The 18,480-nt window shown below is 71.6% G+C and carries 16 protein-coding genes; 4 read left to right on the top strand and 12 right to left on the bottom strand.

The annotated features are described in order from the left end of the window. Positions 1 to 471: 471 nt before the first annotated feature. The 3 genes from ABD466_RS43300 to ABD466_RS43290 all read right to left on the bottom strand — a co-directional run bounded on the left by ABD466_RS43300 (position 472) and on the right by ABD466_RS43290 (position 6,485). Entirely contained in the window at positions 472 to 798 is a 327-nt protein-coding gene (locus ABD466_RS43300; protein ID WP_344663148.1) for an L-rhamnose mutarotase, read from the bottom strand. Beyond that, positions 795 to 4,034, bottom strand: coding sequence for a discoidin domain-containing protein (locus ABD466_RS43295; protein ID WP_344663147.1), 3,240 nt, complete (start codon positions 4,032 to 4,034; stop codon positions 795 to 797). The genes ABD466_RS43300 and ABD466_RS43295 overlap by 4 nt, the downstream gene beginning before the upstream one ends. Before the next feature lie 255 nt (positions 4,035 to 4,289). Further along, a complete protein-coding gene (locus tag ABD466_RS43290; protein WP_344663146.1) occupies positions 4,290 to 6,485 on the bottom strand; it encodes a RecQ family ATP-dependent DNA helicase in 2,196 nt (731 codons plus the stop codon). 168 nt (positions 6,486 to 6,653) lie between these two features. Between ABD466_RS43290 and argS the strand changes: the two genes are divergently transcribed. After that, positions 6,654 to 8,453 (top strand): arginine--tRNA ligase, encoded by a 1,800-nt coding sequence (gene argS / locus ABD466_RS43285; protein WP_344663145.1) that lies wholly within the window; start codon positions 6,654 to 6,656, stop codon positions 8,451 to 8,453. Positions 8,454 to 8,506: 53 nt separating this feature from the next. On the opposite strand, the gene ABD466_RS43280 is transcribed toward argS, so the two are convergent. The 4 genes from ABD466_RS43280 to ABD466_RS43265 are packed head-to-tail and all read right to left on the bottom strand — an operon-like array spanning position 8,507 to position 11,184. Continuing rightward, a complete protein-coding gene (locus tag ABD466_RS43280; RefSeq protein WP_344663149.1) occupies positions 8,507 to 8,917 on the bottom strand; it encodes a DUF3224 domain-containing protein in 411 nt (136 codons plus the stop codon). A 36-nt stretch (positions 8,918 to 8,953) separates the two neighbouring features. Further along, positions 8,954 to 9,694 (bottom strand): HAD family hydrolase, encoded by a 741-nt coding sequence (locus ABD466_RS43275; protein WP_344663144.1) that lies wholly within the window; start codon positions 9,692 to 9,694, stop codon positions 8,954 to 8,956. Positions 9,695 to 9,730: 36 nt separating this feature from the next. Next, positions 9,731 to 10,468, bottom strand: coding sequence for an ABC transporter permease (locus ABD466_RS43270; protein WP_344663143.1), 738 nt, complete (start codon positions 10,466 to 10,468; stop codon positions 9,731 to 9,733). Beyond that, the gene (locus ABD466_RS43265; protein WP_344663142.1) at positions 10,465 to 11,184 is read right to left on the bottom strand and encodes an ABC transporter ATP-binding protein; all 720 of its coding nucleotides are present in this window, start codon (positions 11,182 to 11,184) and stop codon (positions 10,465 to 10,467) included. The genes ABD466_RS43270 and ABD466_RS43265 overlap by 4 nt, the downstream gene beginning before the upstream one ends. A gap of 127 nt (positions 11,185 to 11,311) precedes the next feature. On the opposite strand from ABD466_RS43265, the gene ABD466_RS43260 reads away from it, so the two are divergent. Beyond that, entirely contained in the window at positions 11,312 to 11,854 is a 543-nt protein-coding gene (locus tag ABD466_RS43260) for a GNAT family N-acetyltransferase (protein ID WP_344663141.1), read from the top strand. Between the two features lie 31 nt (positions 11,855 to 11,885). Here ABD466_RS43260 and ABD466_RS43255 read toward each other — a convergent pair whose 3' ends face one another. Next, complete coding sequence (locus tag ABD466_RS43255) at positions 11,886 to 12,521, bottom strand: TetR/AcrR family transcriptional regulator (RefSeq protein ID WP_344663140.1); 636 nt, start codon at positions 12,519 to 12,521, stop codon at positions 11,886 to 11,888. 80 nt (positions 12,522 to 12,601) lie between these two features. On the opposite strand from ABD466_RS43255, the gene ABD466_RS43250 reads away from it, so the two are divergent. Then, positions 12,602 to 14,134 carry an MFS transporter gene (locus tag ABD466_RS43250; protein WP_344663139.1) on the top strand — a complete coding sequence of 511 codons (1,533 nt, stop codon included), beginning with the start codon at positions 12,602 to 12,604 and terminating at the stop codon, positions 14,132 to 14,134. A 49-nt stretch (positions 14,135 to 14,183) separates the two neighbouring features. Here ABD466_RS43250 and ABD466_RS43245 read toward each other — a convergent pair whose 3' ends face one another. Both ABD466_RS43245 and ABD466_RS43240 read right to left on the bottom strand, forming a co-directional pair. Beyond that, positions 14,184 to 14,771, bottom strand: a complete 588-nt coding sequence (locus tag ABD466_RS43245) for a TetR/AcrR family transcriptional regulator (protein WP_344663138.1) — start codon at positions 14,769 to 14,771, stop codon at positions 14,184 to 14,186. A gap of 63 nt (positions 14,772 to 14,834) precedes the next feature. Beyond that, a complete protein-coding gene (locus tag ABD466_RS43240; RefSeq protein ID WP_344663137.1) occupies positions 14,835 to 15,446 on the bottom strand; it encodes a hypothetical protein in 612 nt (203 codons plus the stop codon). Between the two features lie 174 nt (positions 15,447 to 15,620). On the opposite strand from ABD466_RS43240, the gene ABD466_RS43235 reads away from it, so the two are divergent. Continuing rightward, entirely contained in the window at positions 15,621 to 16,355 is a 735-nt protein-coding gene (locus ABD466_RS43235; protein ID WP_344663136.1) for an aspartate/glutamate racemase family protein, read from the top strand. Here ABD466_RS43235 and ABD466_RS43230 read toward each other — a convergent pair. Together ABD466_RS43230 and ABD466_RS43225 are read right to left on the bottom strand one after the other, a co-directional pair. Next, positions 16,348 to 17,004: an NADPH-dependent F420 reductase gene (locus tag ABD466_RS43230; protein WP_344663135.1), complete on the bottom strand. Its 657-nt coding sequence runs from the start codon at positions 17,002 to 17,004 to the stop codon at positions 16,348 to 16,350. The genes ABD466_RS43235 and ABD466_RS43230 overlap by 8 nt on opposite strands. 9 nt (positions 17,005 to 17,013) lie before the next feature. After that, a complete protein-coding gene (locus tag ABD466_RS43225; protein WP_344663134.1) occupies positions 17,014 to 18,180 on the bottom strand; it encodes an aminotransferase class V-fold PLP-dependent enzyme in 1,167 nt (388 codons plus the stop codon). Positions 18,181 to 18,480 lie beyond the last annotated feature (300 nt).

Below are 18,480 nucleotides of genomic sequence, written 5' to 3'. Positions count from 1 at the left end.
ACCTTGACCGTCCAGGTGGATCCATCACCACCTCACGAGACCAGCAACACCCCGAAACCAGCAACACCGCGAGGCCAATCACCCCCGAGACGGGCTGACCACCTCACCGACCGGCAGCCGAAGAGACCCCAGGCGGGGCGGGGTCGTGAACACTGCAACCGTCAGCCGACGACTACGGGTCAGTCGAACAGCCCCGCACCATCAACACCATGGCCGAAGGTCGTATCAAGGCTTTTCACCACAGTCCAACCGCAACCCACGTCACGAATCGCCCCCACCACCAACACGCACCGCCGCCGGACGCACCACCACCAACACGCACCGCCGCCGGACGCACCACCACCAACACGCACCGCCGCCGGACGCACCGCACTGGGCACACCGCCACCCGGCGCACCACCACCCCGCCGCCAGCCTCGTCGCTACGCGAGGCCGGCGGCCGAGTGCCTTCACACTCCCTTCGACTCTCGGTCAGTCCAGGTGGAACACCTCCCTCAGCGGCACCATCGCCTCATCCGGCGCGGCGCCGTCCAGTGCCTCGAAGTAGCGGCCCATCTCGGCCTGCCATCGGGCGTTGACCTCGGTCGCCGCCATCGCTTCGCGGGCACGGTCGAAGTCCTCGGTCTCCAGGTAGCCGACGAGCAGGCCGTCCGGGCGGAGGAACAGCGAGTAGTTCGTCCAGCCGGTGGCGCGCAGGGCGTCGAGCATCTCCGGCCATACCCGGGCGTGCCGGGCGCGGTACTCCTCGGCCAGTTCGGATCGCACCTTCAGGAGGAAGCAGACTCGGCGCGTCGTCATGACACCCCGATGCCGGCCAGCTGCATGTAGTAGGTCCCGAACTGGTCGGGGGTGAGCGTCGTGCCGGTGACCTTCGCGTACCGGGCGGTCGTCGCCGCGAAGTCGAAGGCGATGCCGCCGGCGCCGGGGCGTGGATAGGAGCTCTGCGACGCGACGGTGGTCCAGTTGGTGCCGTCGGCGGAGATCTGGACGGTGAACGCAGACGGGAAGCCCATGCCGGTGTTCGGGGCGTCGTCGCGCGGGTAGAGCGTGATCCGGCTGATCCGCGACGGGCCGCCGAGGTCCACGCGGGCCCACTGGGTGGTGTTCGCCGTGCTGGAGCCGGCGCTGCTCCAGCCCGAGGAGTTCCACACGTCGGTGTGGTGGGCGCCGTTGGTGAGGTTGGCGGTCAGCCAGCCCTCGTTGGTGTACTCCACGGAGCTGGAGGTGGTGGCCGGGCGGCCCAGGGCCAGGTCGCCGCCGAGGGCTTCGATCTCGGCGAACTGCATGTGGTAGTGGCCGAGCGGGTCAGTGCTCAGATTCGTGCCGGTCACCTTCACGTAGCGGGCGTTGACCGGCGCGAACGGGAAGGCCTGCGCCGTCGCGCCGGGGCGGGCGTAGCCGGTCTGGGTGCTGACGGTCGTCCAGTTCGTGCCGTCGGCCGAGGTCTGGATGGTGAAGTCGATCGGGAAGCCCTGGCCGGCGTTGGCGCCGTCACTGCGCGGGTAGAGGTCGACGCGGTCCAGGGAGCGGGCCGAGCCGAGGTCCACCTGCACCCATTCGGTGTGGTTGGTCGTGTAGGCCCCGAGGCTGCTCCAGCCCATGGCGTCGGTGGTCGAGGCCCGCTGGCCGTCGATGGCGGAGCGGACGCCCCAGCCGTCGCTCTCGTAGGAGGAGGAAGCGGTGATGGTCGCGTTCTCCACCGGGTCCACGGAGGTGGGCATGACGCGGGCGTTCCAGAAGTGCGCACTGGCGCCGCCGGTGACGACGCCGACGTTCCCGGCGGTGAACGCCGAGTCGGTGACGGTCAGCACCGGCGCCTGTCCGGTGCCGGAGTAGACCGTCAGGGTGTTGCCACGGGCCACCACCCGCAGGTGGGTGCGCTGCCCTGAGACGTAGCCGGGCACGGCCGCCGAGGCCAGGGCGGTGCCGCTGCGGTAGACGAACAGCTGGCCGTTGTCGCGCTGGGCGACGAGGTAGCCGGAGTCCATGTCGGTGCCGTTCATCGAGCGCACCATCAGCCCCGCCCAGTTGGTGCTGCCCCCGTTGGCGTTCACTCCGGTGATCTGCAGATCCACGCTGGCCGAGACGTCGCCGTAGCTGCGGCCCCTGACATAGGAGACGTAGCCCCAGTTCGCCGACGCATCAGACTGCGTGTACTGGGCGCCGCTGGTGGACCAGCTGCCCTTGGTGTGGGTCCAGAAGTGGTCGCCGCCGCTGAAGTCGTCGGTGAACGGCAGCGCCAGGTCGCCGGAGGCCGCGGCCAGCTCGTCCAGCAGCTGCTTGTGCCGGCCCTCGACGTCCCAGCCGGAGGTGTCGTACGTGGTCGGGTTGGTGACCAGCGTCTCGGACAGGGTACGGGCCGCTTCCGGCTTGACGGCGGCCAGCTGGTGCAGCAGCTCGAAGTCCTGCAGACCCGCGGTCTGGGCCTCGCTGCGCAGGCTGTCGTAGATGTCGTAGGAGGTCTTGTTCGGGTAGACCAGCCAGTGGTCGCCGGTCTGGGCGGTGTCGAAGGTGTCAGCAGCCGGATACGGGGCGTCGAAGCCGTCGTGCCAGTAGTTCCAGCCCCAGTGCAGGTAGCCGTCGCCGCCGATCTTCCAGGTGAGCCAGGGGATGAGCCGGGTCTCGTCCAGGTAGTTGCTGGTGAACCTGTTCATGTACTGGTTCTGCGGCTCGATGCAGGTGTAGAGCCACAGGTCCTTACCGGTGATGCGGAAGTTCTGGTACAGCCCGACATTGTTGTCGTAGACCGACGTGACAGGGGTCTGCGTCGTGGTGTGCGCCGAGTCCCCGGTGAACGTGGTCTGCTGCGCCTCGTTGGTGTGCGGGTTGGGGAAGTACTTCTCGTAGATCGTGTAGAACCAGTTGGCGGCCGTGGCCTGCTGCGGCTCGGTCGGCTCATCCAGAGCGCTCATGTAGAAGTTGTCGGTCCAGCCCTTGGCGTCCAGGTGGGCCTTCAAAGCCGGGAAGAACTGGTTGAGCCAGACGTTGGTGTCCGGGCAGCCGTTGGCCGGGCCGGCGTTGGCCGGGCACAGCACGTGCTTCACCGCGCCGCTGACGCCGTTGGCCGCGACCAGGGTGTCGACCTGCGGATAGGCGGAGCCGTTCTGGACGCCGGGCAGTGGTTCGATCAGCGTCGGGGTGTAGATGTACTGCATCGCCCCGGCGCTGACGAACAGGTTCACGAACCGGTCGAAGGTCGACCAGTCGAAGGTGTAGTGGCCCGAGGCGTCGACCGTGGTGTTCGGAATCGCCAGCGCCTCGGCGTCGGCGTAGATCACGTTGTTGCGGTGCCGCGCCATGTTCGCCGCGATGTTCGCCTCGACGGTCCACCAGTTGGCGTCGTACATCTGCACGCCGTACTCGTTCGGGACCGAGGCCTCGGTGCCGGTGTAGTCCCACCCCGCAGACGTGAACCAGTTGTTCATCTTGAACGTGGACTGCGACGTCGGCGGGATCGTGGCGCTGTAGACGGTCACCGAAACCGGCACCGTGACCGCGCCCAGGCTGCTGTTCACCGTGGCGCTGCCGGTGTAGACCCCGGGCGCCTGCCCGGCCGGGACGTGGACCTCGTAGTAGCTCGCGAAGGTCGTGTTCGCCGCGACCGCCTGGGGACTGTCGTCCATCAGCGCGTCGTAGTAGGCACTCCCGTTGTCCGGCGGGTTCTGGACGTTGCCGACCTTCTGGATGTTCGGATGGTTGTACTCGTACCGCGCGGTGATGTCGCCCGCCGGTATCGTCGCGCCGCCGGGTCCGGTCAACGCTCCGGGGGTGACCGACACCCCGCTCTGCGCCGAGCCGGACCGCACGAGTATCTGCGCGGCTTCGTAGTCGTTCCGGGCCGCGTACAGCCCGATCGAGGTGGGAGCGCCGTTCGGCGCGGTGGTCGAGGTGAACGGCCGGTCGGTCGCGTCCAGGATCCACACGGACGGACCGCCTGCGGCGACGGCCTGCGGCGCACTCAGCGCCGTCAGCGACAACGCTGACAGCGCCAGGCTCACCAGGAGGCGCAAGGACGTGCTGGGACGTATGCGCATGGCTGACTCCGGGCTCTGAGAGAGGAGGGGCCGGGACCTTGAATCGTTTCATCAACGAATCGCGGGGGAGACTAGCTATGCGGCAGGGTCGCGTCAACGCCCTGGTTCTGAACGCGCAGAAACCCTTCTGCGCAAAGGGTTTGGTGGCGTATCAACGTTCAGATGGTGGTGATGAGTTGTGCACTCACGGCTTTGAATCGATATACAAGCGAGCGGAGCCGCCGGCCCGGGTGAGCCCGGGTGAGCGGCTCCGCGTCAGGCCGTCACGGCCAGCGCGAACGGCAGCACCGCCTCCGCCCCGGCCTGCCGCAGCAGACGCGCGGCCACCGTCATCGTCCAGCCGGTGTCGACCTGATCGTCGACGAGCAGGATCGGGCCCCGATGTGCCGCCACCGCCGTCGCCAAGCCGTCCGACAGCACGAACGCGTCATGCACCTGCTTCAGACGCTGCGCGCTGTTCCCCCGCGGTGCCTGCCGCTGGCCGGGCACCGCCAGGCCCACGGAGCCCAGATACTCCAGGCGGCCCAGAGCCGCGATGCGGCGTGCGGTGTCGGCGATCAGGCCCGGGCGCCGGTGGGAGCCGATCGAGACCACGCCGGTCGGGCGCTCCTTCCAGTCCCACGCCGCCAGCACCTTCACGATGCCGTCCAGCATCGGCTCCGGCAGCGACTGGTCGGGCGCGCCGTCGGCCAGCAGCTCGCGCAGACGGGTGCCCCAGCCCAGGTCGGTCAGGCGGCCCAGGGCCCGGCCGGTGGCGGCGTTCTCGGCCGGCGGGATCTTGCCGGTCAGGGAGACGCCGAGGGCCGACATGCCCGTCGGCCACAGCTTGCGCGGAGGGATCGCCACACCGGGCTTGGCCAGGGCGGCGCGGGCCGCCTCGGTGTCCGCGCCGGACACCGTCGCCGTGAAGCGGGCGCCGGCGCAGTTGTCGCACCGGCCGCAGGGCCCTGCGATGTGGGGGTCGTCGAGCTGGCGGCGGAGGAACGTCATACGGCACTCGCCGGTGTGCTCGTACTCGATCATCGCCCGCTGCTCCTCCTCCCGGGCGGCGGCGACGCGGGCATAGCGTTCGGCGTCGTATTCCCAGGGCCGGCCGGTCGACTCCCAGCCGCCCTTCACACGCCGCACCGCGCCGTCCACGTCGAGCACCTTCAGCATCGACTCCAGGCGGGTGCGGCGCAGGTCGACGCGGGCCTCCAGGGCGACGGTGGACAGCGGCCGGCCGGCGGCGGCCAGAGCGTCGAGGGTCTCGCGGACCTGCTGCTCCGGAGGGAAGGCCAGCGAGGCGAAGTACTTCCAGATCGCCCGGTCCTCCTGCCCCGGCAACAGCAGCACCTCGGCGTGCTCGACACCGCGTCCGGCCCGGCCGACCTGCTGGTAGTAGGCGATGGGGGAGTTGGGCGCGCCGAGGTGGATCACGAAGCCGAGGTCGGGCTTGTCGAAGCCCATCCCCAGGGCCGAGGTGGCGACCAGGGCCTTGACCCGGTTGGCCAGCAGGTCCGCCTCGGCCTCCCGGCGCTCGGCGTCCTCGGTGCGGCCGGAGTACGCGGCGACCTCGAAGCCGCGGGAGCGCAGGAACGCCGTCACCTCGTCGGCCGCCGCGACCGTGAGGGTGTAGACGATCCCGGAGCCCGGCAGGTTCGGCAGCTGCTCGGCCAGGAACGCGAACCGCTCCTCCGGGCTGCCCAGCCGCACCACGTGCAGCGCCAGGCTCTCGCGGTCGAGCGTGCCGCGCAGCACCAACGTGTCGGCGTCGGCCCCGCCGTCGGTGCCGCCCTCGACGCCGCCCCCGGCACGCTCCCCGGCACGGCCCTCGGCGCCGGTCCCCAGCTGCTCGGCGACGTCGGCCACCACCCGCGCGTTCGCCGTCGCGGTGGTCGCCAGCACCGGGACGCCGGGCGGCAGGTCGGCCAGGAACGTCCGGATCCGGCGGTAGTCCGGCCGGAAGTCGTGGCCCCAGTCGCTGACGGTGTGCGCCTCGTCGACGACCAGCAGCCCGACCGCCGAGGCCAGCTTCGGCAGCACCTCGTCGCGGAAGTCCGGGTTGTTCAGCCGCTCCGGCGAGATCAGCAGCACGTCCACCTCGCCGGCCGCGACCTCGGCCTGGATCTCCTCCCACTCGTGCAGGTTCGCCGAGTTGATGGTGCGGGCCCGGATCCCGGCCCGCTCGGCGGCCCCGATCTGGTTGCGCATCAGCGCCAGCAGCGGCGAGACGATGACCGTCGGCCCGGCGCCGCGGGCCCGCAGCAGCGCGGTGGCGACGAAGTACACCGCGGACTTGCCCCACCCGGTGCGCTGCACGACCAGCGCCCGCCGGCCGTCGACGACCAGCGCGCGGATCGCGGTCCACTGGTCCTCGCGCAGCCGCGCCGACTCCCCGGCCAGCTTGCGCAGCAGGGCCTCGGCCTCGTCGCGGAGGGCGGACTCGGGCGCCGTCGTGGGATCGCTCATGACGTCTTTTGTACAGGTCCGCTGCGACAGGCCGGGGCACTCGGCCCGGTTACGGTCCGTGGTCTCTCCCCTCCGGGGCCGTCGCCCGGCTCGTGCGGTCCTGACCCGCCTCATCCCGGCGATAGGCTGGGGCGATCCTGCGACCGGCACCGAGCGAGAAGGAAACCCATGGCCAAGGCACTGTCGGAGATCCTGGCGGACGACGTCCGCGCCGCGCTGACCGCGGTGCTGGGCGACGCGGCGCGCGGCGCCGACCCGCTGATCCGACCCTCCGACCACGCCGACTTCCAGGCCAACGGAGTGCTGCCGCTGGCCAAGGCGGTCAAGGGGAATCCGCGGGAGCTGGCGACGCGGGTGGCGGCCGTGCTGGCGCCGGACCCGGACGCCGTCGGCGACGCGGCCCCCGCTCCCGTCTCCACCTCCGGCGTCGTCGCCGCCGTCGAAGTGGCCGGCCCCGGCTTCCTCAACCTCACCCTCACCGACGCCGCCCTGGCCGCCCAGACCGCCGAGCGCCTCGGCGACCCGCGGCTGGGCGTCCCGCCGACCGCCGTCGGCCGGACCACCGTCATCGACTACTCCCAGCCCAACATCGCCAAGGAGATGCACGTCGGCCACCTGCGCTCGACCGTCATCGGCGACGCGCTGGTCCGCCTGCTGGAGTTCGACGGCCGCACCGTCATCCGGCAGAACCACCTCGGCGACTGGGGCACCCAGTTCGGCATGCTGATCCAGTACCTGGTCGAGCACCCGGACGCCCGCCCGGCCGAGGCCGAGCACTCCGGCGAGGTCGCCATCTCCTGGCTGACCACCCTCTACCGCGACGCCCGCGCGGCCTTCGAGGCCGACGCCGAGTTCGCCGGCCGGGCCCGCAAGCGCGTGGTCACCCTCCAGGGCGGCGACGCGGAGTCGCTGGCGGCGTGGGAGGAGATGGTCGCGGAGTCCAAGCGCTACTTCGAGGACGTCTACGCGCGCCTGGACGTGCGCCTGGTCGACGCCGACGCGGTGGGCGAGAGCTTCTACAACCCCTACCTCGCCGAGGTCGCCGACGACCTGGAGCGGCGCGGCGTGGCGGTGCGCAGCAACGGCGCGCTGTGTGTGTTCTTCGACGACGTCAAGGGTCCCGACGGCGAGCCGGTCCCGTTGATCGTGCAGAAGAGCGACGGCGGCTTCGGCTACGCCGCCACCGACCTGGCGGCCATCCGCCACCGCGTCGGCACCCTGAAGGCCGACCAGATCCTCTACGTCGTCGACAGCCGCCAGGCCCTGCACTTCCGCATGGTGTTCGAGGCCGCCCGCCGCGCCGGCTACCTGCCGGACGACGTCGAGGCGGTCCACGTGCAGTTCGGTTCGGTCCTGGGGCCGGACGGCAAGCCGTTCAAGACCCGCGCCGGCAAGACCGTGCGCCTGATCGAGCTCCTCGACGGCGCCGTCGACCACGCCGTGGCGACCGTCGAGGAGAAGAACCCGGACCTGGACCCCGCGGCCGCCCGCGCCGAGGCGAAGGTGGTCGGCATCGGCGCGGTGAAGTACGCCGACCTGTCGACCTCACGCACCAAGGACTACATCTTCGACCTGGACCGCATGGTGTCGCTGCAGGGCAACACCAGCGTCTACCTGCAGTACGCGCACGCCCGCATCCACTCGATCCTCCGCAAGCTGCCGGCCGGCACCACCCCGCACGTGCATCCGCGGCTGGCCCTGGAACCGGCCGAGCGCCGCCTGGCTCTGCATCTGGACGAGTTCGGCGCGACCCTGGCCACCGTCATCGAGGCCTTCGAACCGCACCGGCTGGCGTCGTACCTGTACACGCTGGCGCAGACCTTCTCGGACTTCTACGAGAACTGCCCGGTGGTGAAGGCACCGACCGACGAGGCACGGGAGAACCGGGCCGCGCTGGTGCAGCTGACCGGCGACACCCTGAAGCTGGGCCTGGCGCTGCTCGGGATCAACGCGCCGGATCAGCTCTGATCTGACCGCGGGCTCGGGCTGCCCCACATGGAGCCGCTCCGGCCGGCTTCGCCTCAGTCGCCGAACCCGTACTCGAACCAGATCCGGTGCGTGCCGTCCTCGTCGATGGCGATGCCGCCGCTGCCGGTGATGCCGGCCAGGTCCCCGGTGCCACTGCCGGGGACGATCACGAAGAACTGGTTCGAGGCGTCGCTTCCGGTCGTGGTGGCGGAGTGGGCGAAGGCGAAGGTCCCTTCCCGGCCGGCGACGCCGCCCTCGAACGACTCCATCGCGACGTAGGTGCCGATACCGCGCGCTTGATCGTACGAGGCGGTGAACAGGGTGGCCGAGCGTCCTTCGATCTCGCCCTCGAAGGACTTCTCCATCGTCGCCACGCCGGCCGGCGCCGCGGTGGTCACCTCGAACGGCGGCTCGACGGAAGCGGGGACGAACGACTTCACCGTGAAGGTGCCCTCGGCTCTCATGGCGACGACCTTATCTCCCGTTCCCATCTCCCGTTTCTAGCCCCGGGTGGCGATCTTCACCGCGTCCTGGATCGCCACCAGCACCGCCGTCGTGTCGGCGAGGTCGTCGAGCACCACCTGTGCTCCGGCCTCCCGCAGGCTCTCCGCGGGCGTCGTGCCGCTCGCCACGGCCACGATCGCGGCGTCGTGCGCCAGCGCGGCCTCCACGTCGCGTGCCGTGTCGCCGAGGATGACCGTCCGGGCGGGGGAGTAGCGCTGCCCGTACCGGGCTTCGGCGCGGCGCCACGCGTGCGGGATCAGGGCGTTGCGTTCGAACTCGTCGTCGCCGTACGCGCCGATGCCGAAGTCGACCCAGGTGTGCAGGTCGAAGGCCCGCAGCTTCATCTCCGCCACGCTGCGGACGTTGCCGGTCAGCACCGACTGCCGGGTGCCGTTCCCGGCCGGGCCGGCCAGGCCGCCCCCGGCGATCGCCGCCAGCGCGGCGTGCGCCCCGTCCAGGGCCCGGCCGCGGGTGCGGGTGGCCTCGGTGCGGTCCAGCAGGGCCCGCTCGACGTTCGCGAGCAGCCGGGCCAGTACCTCCGGGTCCGGTTCGACGTCGTGCTGGCGCAGGATGCGGGCCGCCATGGCGCGCTCGGTGAGGCCGTTGTAGGACATGTCGCCGCGCCAGTCCTGGCCGATCGTCGCGTGCACCGCCTCGGCGTAGGCCTCGGTGGCGACGCCCGACGTCACGATCAACGTCTGGTCGATGTCCCACAGCACGAGCAGTCCGTCGCCCACACCCGGCCCCTTCGCCTCGTCCGCCGGTCCGGCGGGTCAGTCCGTGCGTCGCCGGAGTGTCGCGGCGCCGAGCGCCAGGGCGAGCACCCCCGCACCGGCGATGATAGCCATGTCGGTGATCAGGCCGCCGGTCACGGTGCCGTGCGCCGTGATCTTGTCCATGGCGGACACCGCGTACGACAGCGGCAACACGTCCGAGATCCACCGCAGCACGGGCTGCATCCGGTCCCGGGGCGCGAACAGCCCGCACAGCAGGAACTGCGGCAGCACGAACGCCGGCAGGAACTGCACCGCCTGGAACTCGGTCCGGGCGAAGGCGCTCGTGAACAGGCCCAGCGCCATCCCCAGCAGCGCGTCGAGCAGCGCCACCACGAACACCGCCCACACCGGCCCGGCGACCTTCAGCCCCAACAGCCCGATGGTCAGCGCCGAGGCGATTCCGGCCTGCACCAGCGCGACCGAGCCGAACGCGAGCGCGTACCCGCCCAGCAGGTCGGCCTTGGCCAGCGGCATCGTCAGCAGCCGCTCCAGCGTGCCGGTGGTGCGCTCGCGGAGCATGCCGACCGAGGTGACCAGGAACATCACGGTGAACGGGAAGATCCCCAGCAGCGCCGCCCCGACCGACTGGAACACGTGGGGGCTGGCGTCGAAGACCCATTTCAGCAGGCTGATGAGCACGCAGGGCACGATCAGCATCAGCGCGATCGTGCGCGGGTCGTGCCGCAGCTGCTCCAGCACGCGGCGCGCGGTGGCCAAGGTCCTCCGGACGCTCATGAGGCCGCCCCCACCAGGGCGAGGAAGGCCCCTTCGATGTCCGCGGAGCCGGTCTGCTCCAGCAGCGCTTCGGGCGTGTCGGAGGCGAGGATGCGGCCCTCGCGCATGAGCAGCAGCCGGGTGCACCGCGACGCCTCGTCCATCACATGGCTCGAGATGAGCAGTGTCACCGGATCCTCGGCCTCGGCCAGCCGATGGAACAGTCCCCACAGTTCCGCCCGCAGCACCGGGTCCAGCCCCACGGTCGGCTCGTCCAGCACCAGCACCTGCGGCGTCCCCAGCAGCGCCGCCGCCAACGACACCCGCGCCCGCTGCCCACCGGACAACCGGTCGACCCGCGCGTCCTCCTTGCCTTCCATCCCCACCGCCGCGACCACCCGCTCCGGATCATCGCGCGGCGCCCCCAGCACCGAGGCGAAGTACCGCAGGTTCTCGCGCATCGACAGGTCGCCGTAGACGGAGGGCGCCTGCGTCACATAGCCGATGCGGTCCCGCAGCGCGGCACTCCCGGCGGGCATCCCCAGCACCCGCACCTCCCCGGCGGCGACCTTCTGCACGCCGACGATCGACCGCATGAGCGTGGTCTTCCCACACCCCGACGGCCCGAGCAGCCCGGTGACCGAGCCGACGGGCACCTGCGCGCTGACGTCGTGCAGGACGGTCTGCCCGCCCCGGATGACGCGGAGGCCGCGGACCTCCACGGCATAATTCATCATGTGATGACTTTCCCGCTCCGGGCGGGGCGGTGTCAAGGGTCGGCGACGTGGCGTGAGGTCACCCGGCAGGTCCGGCGACCGCCGGAGCAGCTTGCCGTCGGTCGCCGCCGTCGGATAGGAAGCCCGCATGCTGAGGGGTACCAAGGTCGGGCTCAGGGCCCGGCACGACGGCGACATCCCGGTCCTGCGGACCGAGCTCTACGACGACGTGGTCAACGCCGCCCGGGCCGAGGGCGGGCCGTGGCGGCCGATCACGCCGGGATCCAGAGACCCCCGTCTCGTGGTCGACGACACGGAGCACGGCAGCGTCAAGTTCTCCGTGGTGGAGCTGGAGGGCGGCAGCCTGGTCGGCACCGCGTCGCTGTGGGGCATCGACACCCACAACCGGTGCGCGCACATCGGGCTCGGACTGCTGCCGTCGTGCCGCGGGAAGGGCTACGGCACCGACGTGGTCGCGGTGATGTGCCACTACGGGTTCGTGGTGCGCGGTCTGCACCGGCTGCAGATCGAGACGCTGGCGGACAACGCGGGGATGCTGCGCTCGGCCGAGCGCAACGGCTTCGTGCGGGAAGGCGTGCTGCGGGCGTCGTCCTGGGTGATGGGGGAGTTCCTGGACGAGGTGCTGCTCGGCCTCCTCGCCGAGGACTGGAAGCCGGACGGGCAGTTCTAGGACCGGAGGCGAGGTCCTCGAACACCTCGTTCTAGAACACGTCCCCCAATCCCCGCTCCAGCTGCTCGAACACCTGGTCGGCACGCACCGCGGCCCGCGCCAGCACCTCCTCGCGCGCCATACCCTGTGCGAGGTCCCGCTGGTAGTACCGGACCGCGGTCTGCGTGGCCGCAGCGACCTGCGCCGCCGCCGCCTCGAGCAGGAACGGGTCCGCGTCCGGGTACCGCTCGGCCAGCAGCTCCACGAGCAGCATCTGCCGCTCGTGGATGAAGCCGACCGAGCGGTTCCACAGCGCGGGGTTGTCGTTCAGCAGACGGGAGAACGTGCGGGACCGCCGCACCGCCTCCGGCGACTCGGTGAAGTACTCGTGCATGCCGAGCATCCATTCCTTCACCGCGGCCAGCACGCCGATCTGACCGGCGCGCTCGTTCACCGCGGTGCGCAGGCGCTCGTTGACCTCGTGGCGCATCGAGTAGACGAGGTCCTCTTTCGACGCGTAGTGCGTGAACACCGTGGCCGGCGCGACGTCCGCGGCGCGGGCCACCTCGGCCAGCGTCACGTGGTCGTAGCCGCGCTCGTCGAACAGCTCCATCGCGGCCTCGAAGATCGCCTCGCGGGTGCGCTGCTTCTTGCGTTCGCGCAGTCCGGGCTCTGGTCCGGTCTCCATGGAACGAATAATACCTGGACTTTGTCTATCATTAGAGCCACTCTAATAATGAACACGCTCCAGGGAGAGGGAGGGGTCCGTTGTCGCAGACGACCGATCGGGTGGCCGATCAGATACCCGAGATGCCGGCGTCCGTCGCCGACGCCGCCGACGCCGCCGACGCCGCCACCGCCGCCACCGCTGTCACCACCACCGCCACCAGGGCCGCCGGCCGCGTCGGGAACAAGACCGCGCTGCTGGTCATCGCCTGTGTCGCCCAGTTCATGGTGGTGCTCGACGTGAGCATCGTGAACGTCGCGCTGCCGGCCATGCGCAACTCGCTCGGCCTGTCCGGCACCGGCGTGCAGTGGGTCGTCAACGCCTACGCCCTGGGCTTCGCCGGACTGCTGCTGTTCGGCGGCCGCGCGGCCGACCTGTTCGGCGCCAAGCCGGTGTTCCTCACCGGCCTCATCGGCTTCACCGCCGCCAGCCTCGCCGGCGGCATGGCCGACACCGGCGGCCTGCTCATCGCGGCCCGCTCCGTGCAGGGCCTGGCCGGCGCGGTCCTGGCCCCGGCCACGATGACACTGATCATGACCACCTTCCTGGACCCGCGCGAACGCACCCGGGCGCTCGGCGTGTGGAGTGCCACCATGGCCGCCGGCGGTGCGATGGGCGCCGTGGTCGGCGGCATGCTCACCCAGTGGGCCAGCTGGCGCTGGGTGCTGTTCGTGAACGTGCCGATCGGCGCGGCGCTGGTCCTGGCCGCCGTCCCGCTGATCGCCCGCACCCGCGGCCGCGGCGCCACCCTGCGCACCCTCGACCTGCCCGGCGCGATCACCGTGACCCTGGGTCTGACCGGCGTCGTCTACGGTGTCGTCACCACCGACACGCACAGCTGGGGCTCCGCCGCCGTGCTGGCCCCGATCGCCGCCGGCGTGGCGCTGCTCGCGCTGTTCGTGCTCATCGAGGCCCGCAGCGCCCACGCCCTGGTGCCGCTGCGCGTGTTCCGCAACCGCTCCCTGGCCGTCGCCGATCTCGCCGCGCTGCTCATCGGCGCCGGCATGTTCGCGATGTGGTTCTACGTCAGCCTCTACCTGCAGCAGGTCCTCGGCTTCGAGGCCCTCAAGGCCGGGTTCTCCTTCCTCCCCGGCTCGGCCATGATCGTCGCCGGCACCATGGTCGCCACCCGCCTGCTCGGCCGCATCGGCCCGCGCCCGCTGCTGCTCGTCGGCCCCCTGGTCGCCGCGATCGGCCTGGCCTGGCTGTCCCGGTTCCCGGCCGACGGCGGTTACTCCGCCGACGTGCTCGGCCCGCTGATGCTGCTGACGTTCGGCATGGGCCTGGCCATGACCCCGCTGGCGGTCGCCGGTACCGCCGGGATGCCCCGCCACGAGGCCGGCCTGGCCTCCGGCCTGATCAACACCTCCCGCCAGGTCGGCGGCGCCGTCGGCCTGGCCGCGCTGTCGACGGTGGCGACGCACGTCGCCGCCGGCCACGGCGGGGGCGCCAAGGCCTCGATGGCCGCCGGTTTCGGCGGCGCGATGCTCGGCGCGGCCGCACTGCTGGCCGCCGCGGCGGTCGTCGCCACGCTGCTGCCCCGACGCGCGACCGCGGCAGCGGAAACGAAGTAAGGCGCGGACACCACGGCCCGGGTCGGACGACGACCCGGGCCGTGACGCGTCACGGACTCAGCAGGCGCTGCAAAGCCGGCCCCAGCAACCCGACGATCTCCTCCCCGCTCAGCGAGGCCACCGGCTCCACCCCGATCACGTACCGCGCCATCGCCAACCCGATGATCTGCGCCAGAGCCATCTCCACCCGCGCCTCGGCATCCGGCCCGCCGATCCGCGACGCCAGCGGCACCACCAGCCGCGGCCGCGCGAACCCCCGCACCAGCGCCGCCATCTCCTCGTTCGACGCCACCGACCGCACCACCGCCAACAACCGCTCCCGCGCCTGCGGCACCTCCCACAACGCCACCACATACCGTGCCAGGCGCTCGCCGACGTCCGAGGGGTCGCCGGAGGCGAGCTCCACCACCGCCGCCGGATCCACCGGGAACTCCAGAGCCGACAGGAACACCTGCTCCTTCGACCCGAAATAGTGGTGGACCAGGGCCGGGTCGACACCGGCGGCGCGAGCGATCCCGCGCACCGTCGTCTTCTCATAGCCCCGGGAGGCGAACTCGGCGCGCGCCGCGTCCAGGATCTCGCCGCGGGTGTCGGCCGAGCCGGGGCGGCGGCCCGGACGTTTGGCGGGGGCGGTCATGATTCTTACAGTAGCCGCGAGCCCGCACGGGACCCTGACGCGTCGCGCTGACCAGGGCCGCGACTAAACCAACGACGCCAACACGTCATAAAGCAGGGCCCTGAACGCGCGCCCGTCCCGCATCAGGCCCTCGCTCACCACCAGCCCGCCGTCCGGCAGCATCCAGAACACCCGGCCGGCCACCGGCAGCACCGCGATCGCGAACGCGAAATCGCGGGCCCGGCGACCGAGCTCACCCTCCAGCTGCTTCACCACCGAACCCGGCTCACGCGCCGGCGCGCCCGGACGGCCCACCACGCCCGGACCCACCGGACGGTGCTCGTTCGACCAGCCCGCCGCGTCCTCGAACGCCGCCGCGAACAGCCTGCGCAGCTGGGGGGAGCGGTTCAGGAGCTCGAAACGGGGCGGCGCCAGCATCTCCAGCGCGAACCAGTCCTCCAGCCGGCCCTCCCACAGCCCCAGCCACAGCCCCGTCCACTGCGCCGTGGCCTGCGGGCCGACCAGCTCGACCAGCTCCGGCACCACCGCCACCGGCGGCTCCAGCGGCGGGATCGGCGGATCCAGGTCCGGCGTCATCCCCGAGGCGTCCCGCAACCACAGCATGAGCGTCATCGCCTGCCGGTCACCCACCTCGATCCGCCAGCCGCCACCGCCGCCACCTTCAGCGAGTCGCACCCCACCAGCATCGCCGACGAAACCCCCGAGCGGAACGCCCGGCCCGCCGACCGCCGCGCCGTCCCCACCGCCCCGCGGGGCCCCGTCACATCCCCGGCGCACAGACCTCGTCCCTTGACGCACAATGGCCTGATCACTACCCAGGACCATGACTCCACCGGCCCGGAGGCCCCGATGCAGACAGACCGCCACCTCGGCATCCTCGCGCACTCCGCTGAAGGCGCCGCCCTGTCGTTCCAGACCTTCTGCCGCGAGGGCTTCGCCCGCCTCGGCCCGCACGCCCACCCGGACGTCACCCTCGACCTGATCCCGCTGTCCCGCTCCATGCCGCACTGGGAATCAGGGGACTACCACGCCGTGCGCGCCATCCTGCGCGAGAGCGCCGAACGCCTCGCCGCCGCCGGCGCGGACTTCTTCATCTGCCCCGACAACACCGCCCACCTGGCGTTCGAACTCGAGGGCGACCCCTACCCGCTGCCCGGCCTGCACATCGCCGAAGTCGTCGCCGAGGCCGCCGCCGAACGCGGCCACCGCAAGGTCGGCATCCTGGGCACCCGCTTCACCATGGAAGGCCCCGTATACCCGCGGGCCCTGAACGCCCGCGGCATCGAGACCGCCGTCCCGGCGCGGGCCGACCGCCGCATCGTCGACGCCATCATCTTCGAAGAGCTCGTCAACGGGGTCTTCACCGACGCCAGCCGCGCCGCCTACCACGCCGTCATCACCACCCTGGCCGCAGAGGGCTGCGACGCGGTCGCCCTGGTCTGCACCGAGATCCCGCTGCTCGTCACCCCGGGCTTGTCACCCCTGCCGACCTTGGACTCCACCCGGCTGCAGGCGCGCGCCGCCTTCGACGTGGCGACCGGCGCGCGCCCGCTGCCGGCCTGGCGCGGCGGCCCACTCAGCTAGCCCGCTGCACCGCGATGTTCCACATCACCGAGCCGTCGCCGATCCCGCCGTTCATGTGGACCCACAGGATGACGAACTGCTCGGTGGCACGCGAGGTGGAGATGCCGCCGAGGTCCATGATCTGCGGGTCCCGCCACCCCATGTCGCGCAGCAGCCCGGCGGTGACGGCCTTGGCGTCGGCGTCCTCCCCGGACAGGAACACCACGTGGTCGCCGGGCACCAGGTCCGGACGCGCCATCACCTGGTTGTTCATCGTGTTCAGCGTCTTGACCACGCGGGTCTGCGGGAAGTCGCGCTGGATCGTCTCGGCGACGCCGAGCCCGTCGAACGTCACGGCGTCCGGCGGGAACCCCTTCGAGAAGTCCAGCGCGTTCGACACGTCGACCACGACCTTGCCGGCCAGGTTCTCCGCACCCGCCGCCTCCAGCACCGCCTTCGTGACCAGTCCGCCGGTGGCGTTGACGATCACCTCGCCGAAGACCGCGGCGTCGGCGAAGGTGCCGTGGGCCGCGTTGTTCTCCCCGGCCCAGGCGTGCGCCGCGGCGTTGTCGGAGGTCCGCGAGCCCAGCACCACCTCGTGCCCGACCTCCACGAACCGGGACGCCAGCCGGCGCCCGACTTCTCCGGTACCCAGGACGGCGATCTGCATGGTGCTCCTCTAAAGAATCGACCTGATCCCCTCGGCGAGCCGGTCGTACTCGGCGGGGGCGTTGTAAACGTTGGCACTGACCCGAAGCAGCGTAAGGCCATTCCACTTCGGAACGGAGGCCTCCACGCCGAGCCGGTCGGAGATCTCAGCCTGCAGGTCCCGCGGGTCGTCGAACGGCACCGGCAGCGGCACCACCCGCATCGGCACGCCGGGGTCGCCCGGCAGCGCCGCCGGGTCCAGGTCCAGTGCCGCGGCCAGCGCGGCCTGCCCGTACTCGGCGAGCTTCACGTTGTGCTCGCGCACCCGCTGCGGGCCGAGCGCGCGCAGGAACGCGATGCCGTTCGGACTGGCCAGCTGTGAGGTGCGGTCGGTGGTCCCGACCTCGACGAGTCTCGCCGGGAACTCCGCGTACTCGCCCCAGGACACGATCGGGTTGCGCAGTACGGACCGCCACTTCGGCGCCGCCCAGAACGCCGCCACGGCGCGCGGCGCGTAGCACCACTTGTGCAGGTTCCCGGCCCAGAAGTCAGGGTTCAGCGAAGCCAGGTCGATCGGCAGCATCCCGGGGGCGTGCGCGGCGTCGACCACCACGATCACCCCGCGCTCCTGGAGCGCCGGCACCAGCTCCTCGACCGGGAAGCGGCGCGCGGTCATCGAGGTCACGTGGTCGATCACCGCGACCTTGGTGCGCGGCGTCACCGCGTCGAGCACCGCGGCGGTGATCCCGGCGGCGTCGGCGTCCAGCGGTACGGCGACCGTCACGACCCGGGCCCCCACGTCGGCGGCACGGCGCCGGGCCGCCCAGGCCGAGGTCTCGTACTCGTGGTCGGTGAGCAGCACGTCGTCGCCGGCGCTCAGCGGCACCGAGGCCAGCGCGGCGGACACGCCGGCGGTGGCGTTGGCGACCAGCGCGACGCTGTCGCCCTCCGGCGCGCCGAGGAACTCCGCGGCCGCGCGGCACGCGGTCCGCAGGCCCGGGCCCAGCTCGCGCCGGAAGAAGCGGGTCGGGTTGGCGTCCATCCGGGCCCGCCACTGCGCCTGGTTGAGCAGCACGGTGCGCGGCGCGTTGCCGAAGCTGCCGTGGTTCAGATAGGCGTGGCCGGGTTCCAGGCTGTCGAACAGATCGCGGACGTCGCTCCAGTCGTCGCCCCAGAAGGGGTTCTCGAGGCTTTCCATGTCCCATGATCGTAACCGGAGGAGGCCGCCGGGCCCAGGGCCACTCGCGGTCAGGTGGACCAGCGGCGTCCGGCGGGCGTTGTCCTCGAACCCTGCTACGGTGCCGTCCACGCAGCGCCGACATCCAGGGGGTGGCATCGTGGCCGACCAGAGCCGCAACACGTATCTCGACGACGTCTTGGCCCAGCAGGAGCGGTTGGAGTCCGATCTGCGGTCCAAACGGTCCGCCGGCTACACGCAGACGGCGATGCCGCCGCCCCCGCCGCCGGCCGGCAGCGCGCCGGTGGCGTCCCTGCCGTC

Origin of the sequence: Catenulispora subtropica, from assembly GCF_039531675.1 — a bacterium.
Lineage (GTDB): Bacteria > Actinomycetota > Actinomycetes > Streptomycetales > Catenulisporaceae > Catenulispora > Catenulispora subtropica.
The sequence above is the reverse complement of the archived record's forward strand: the minus strand, read 5'-3'. Positions and strand labels throughout refer to the sequence as shown.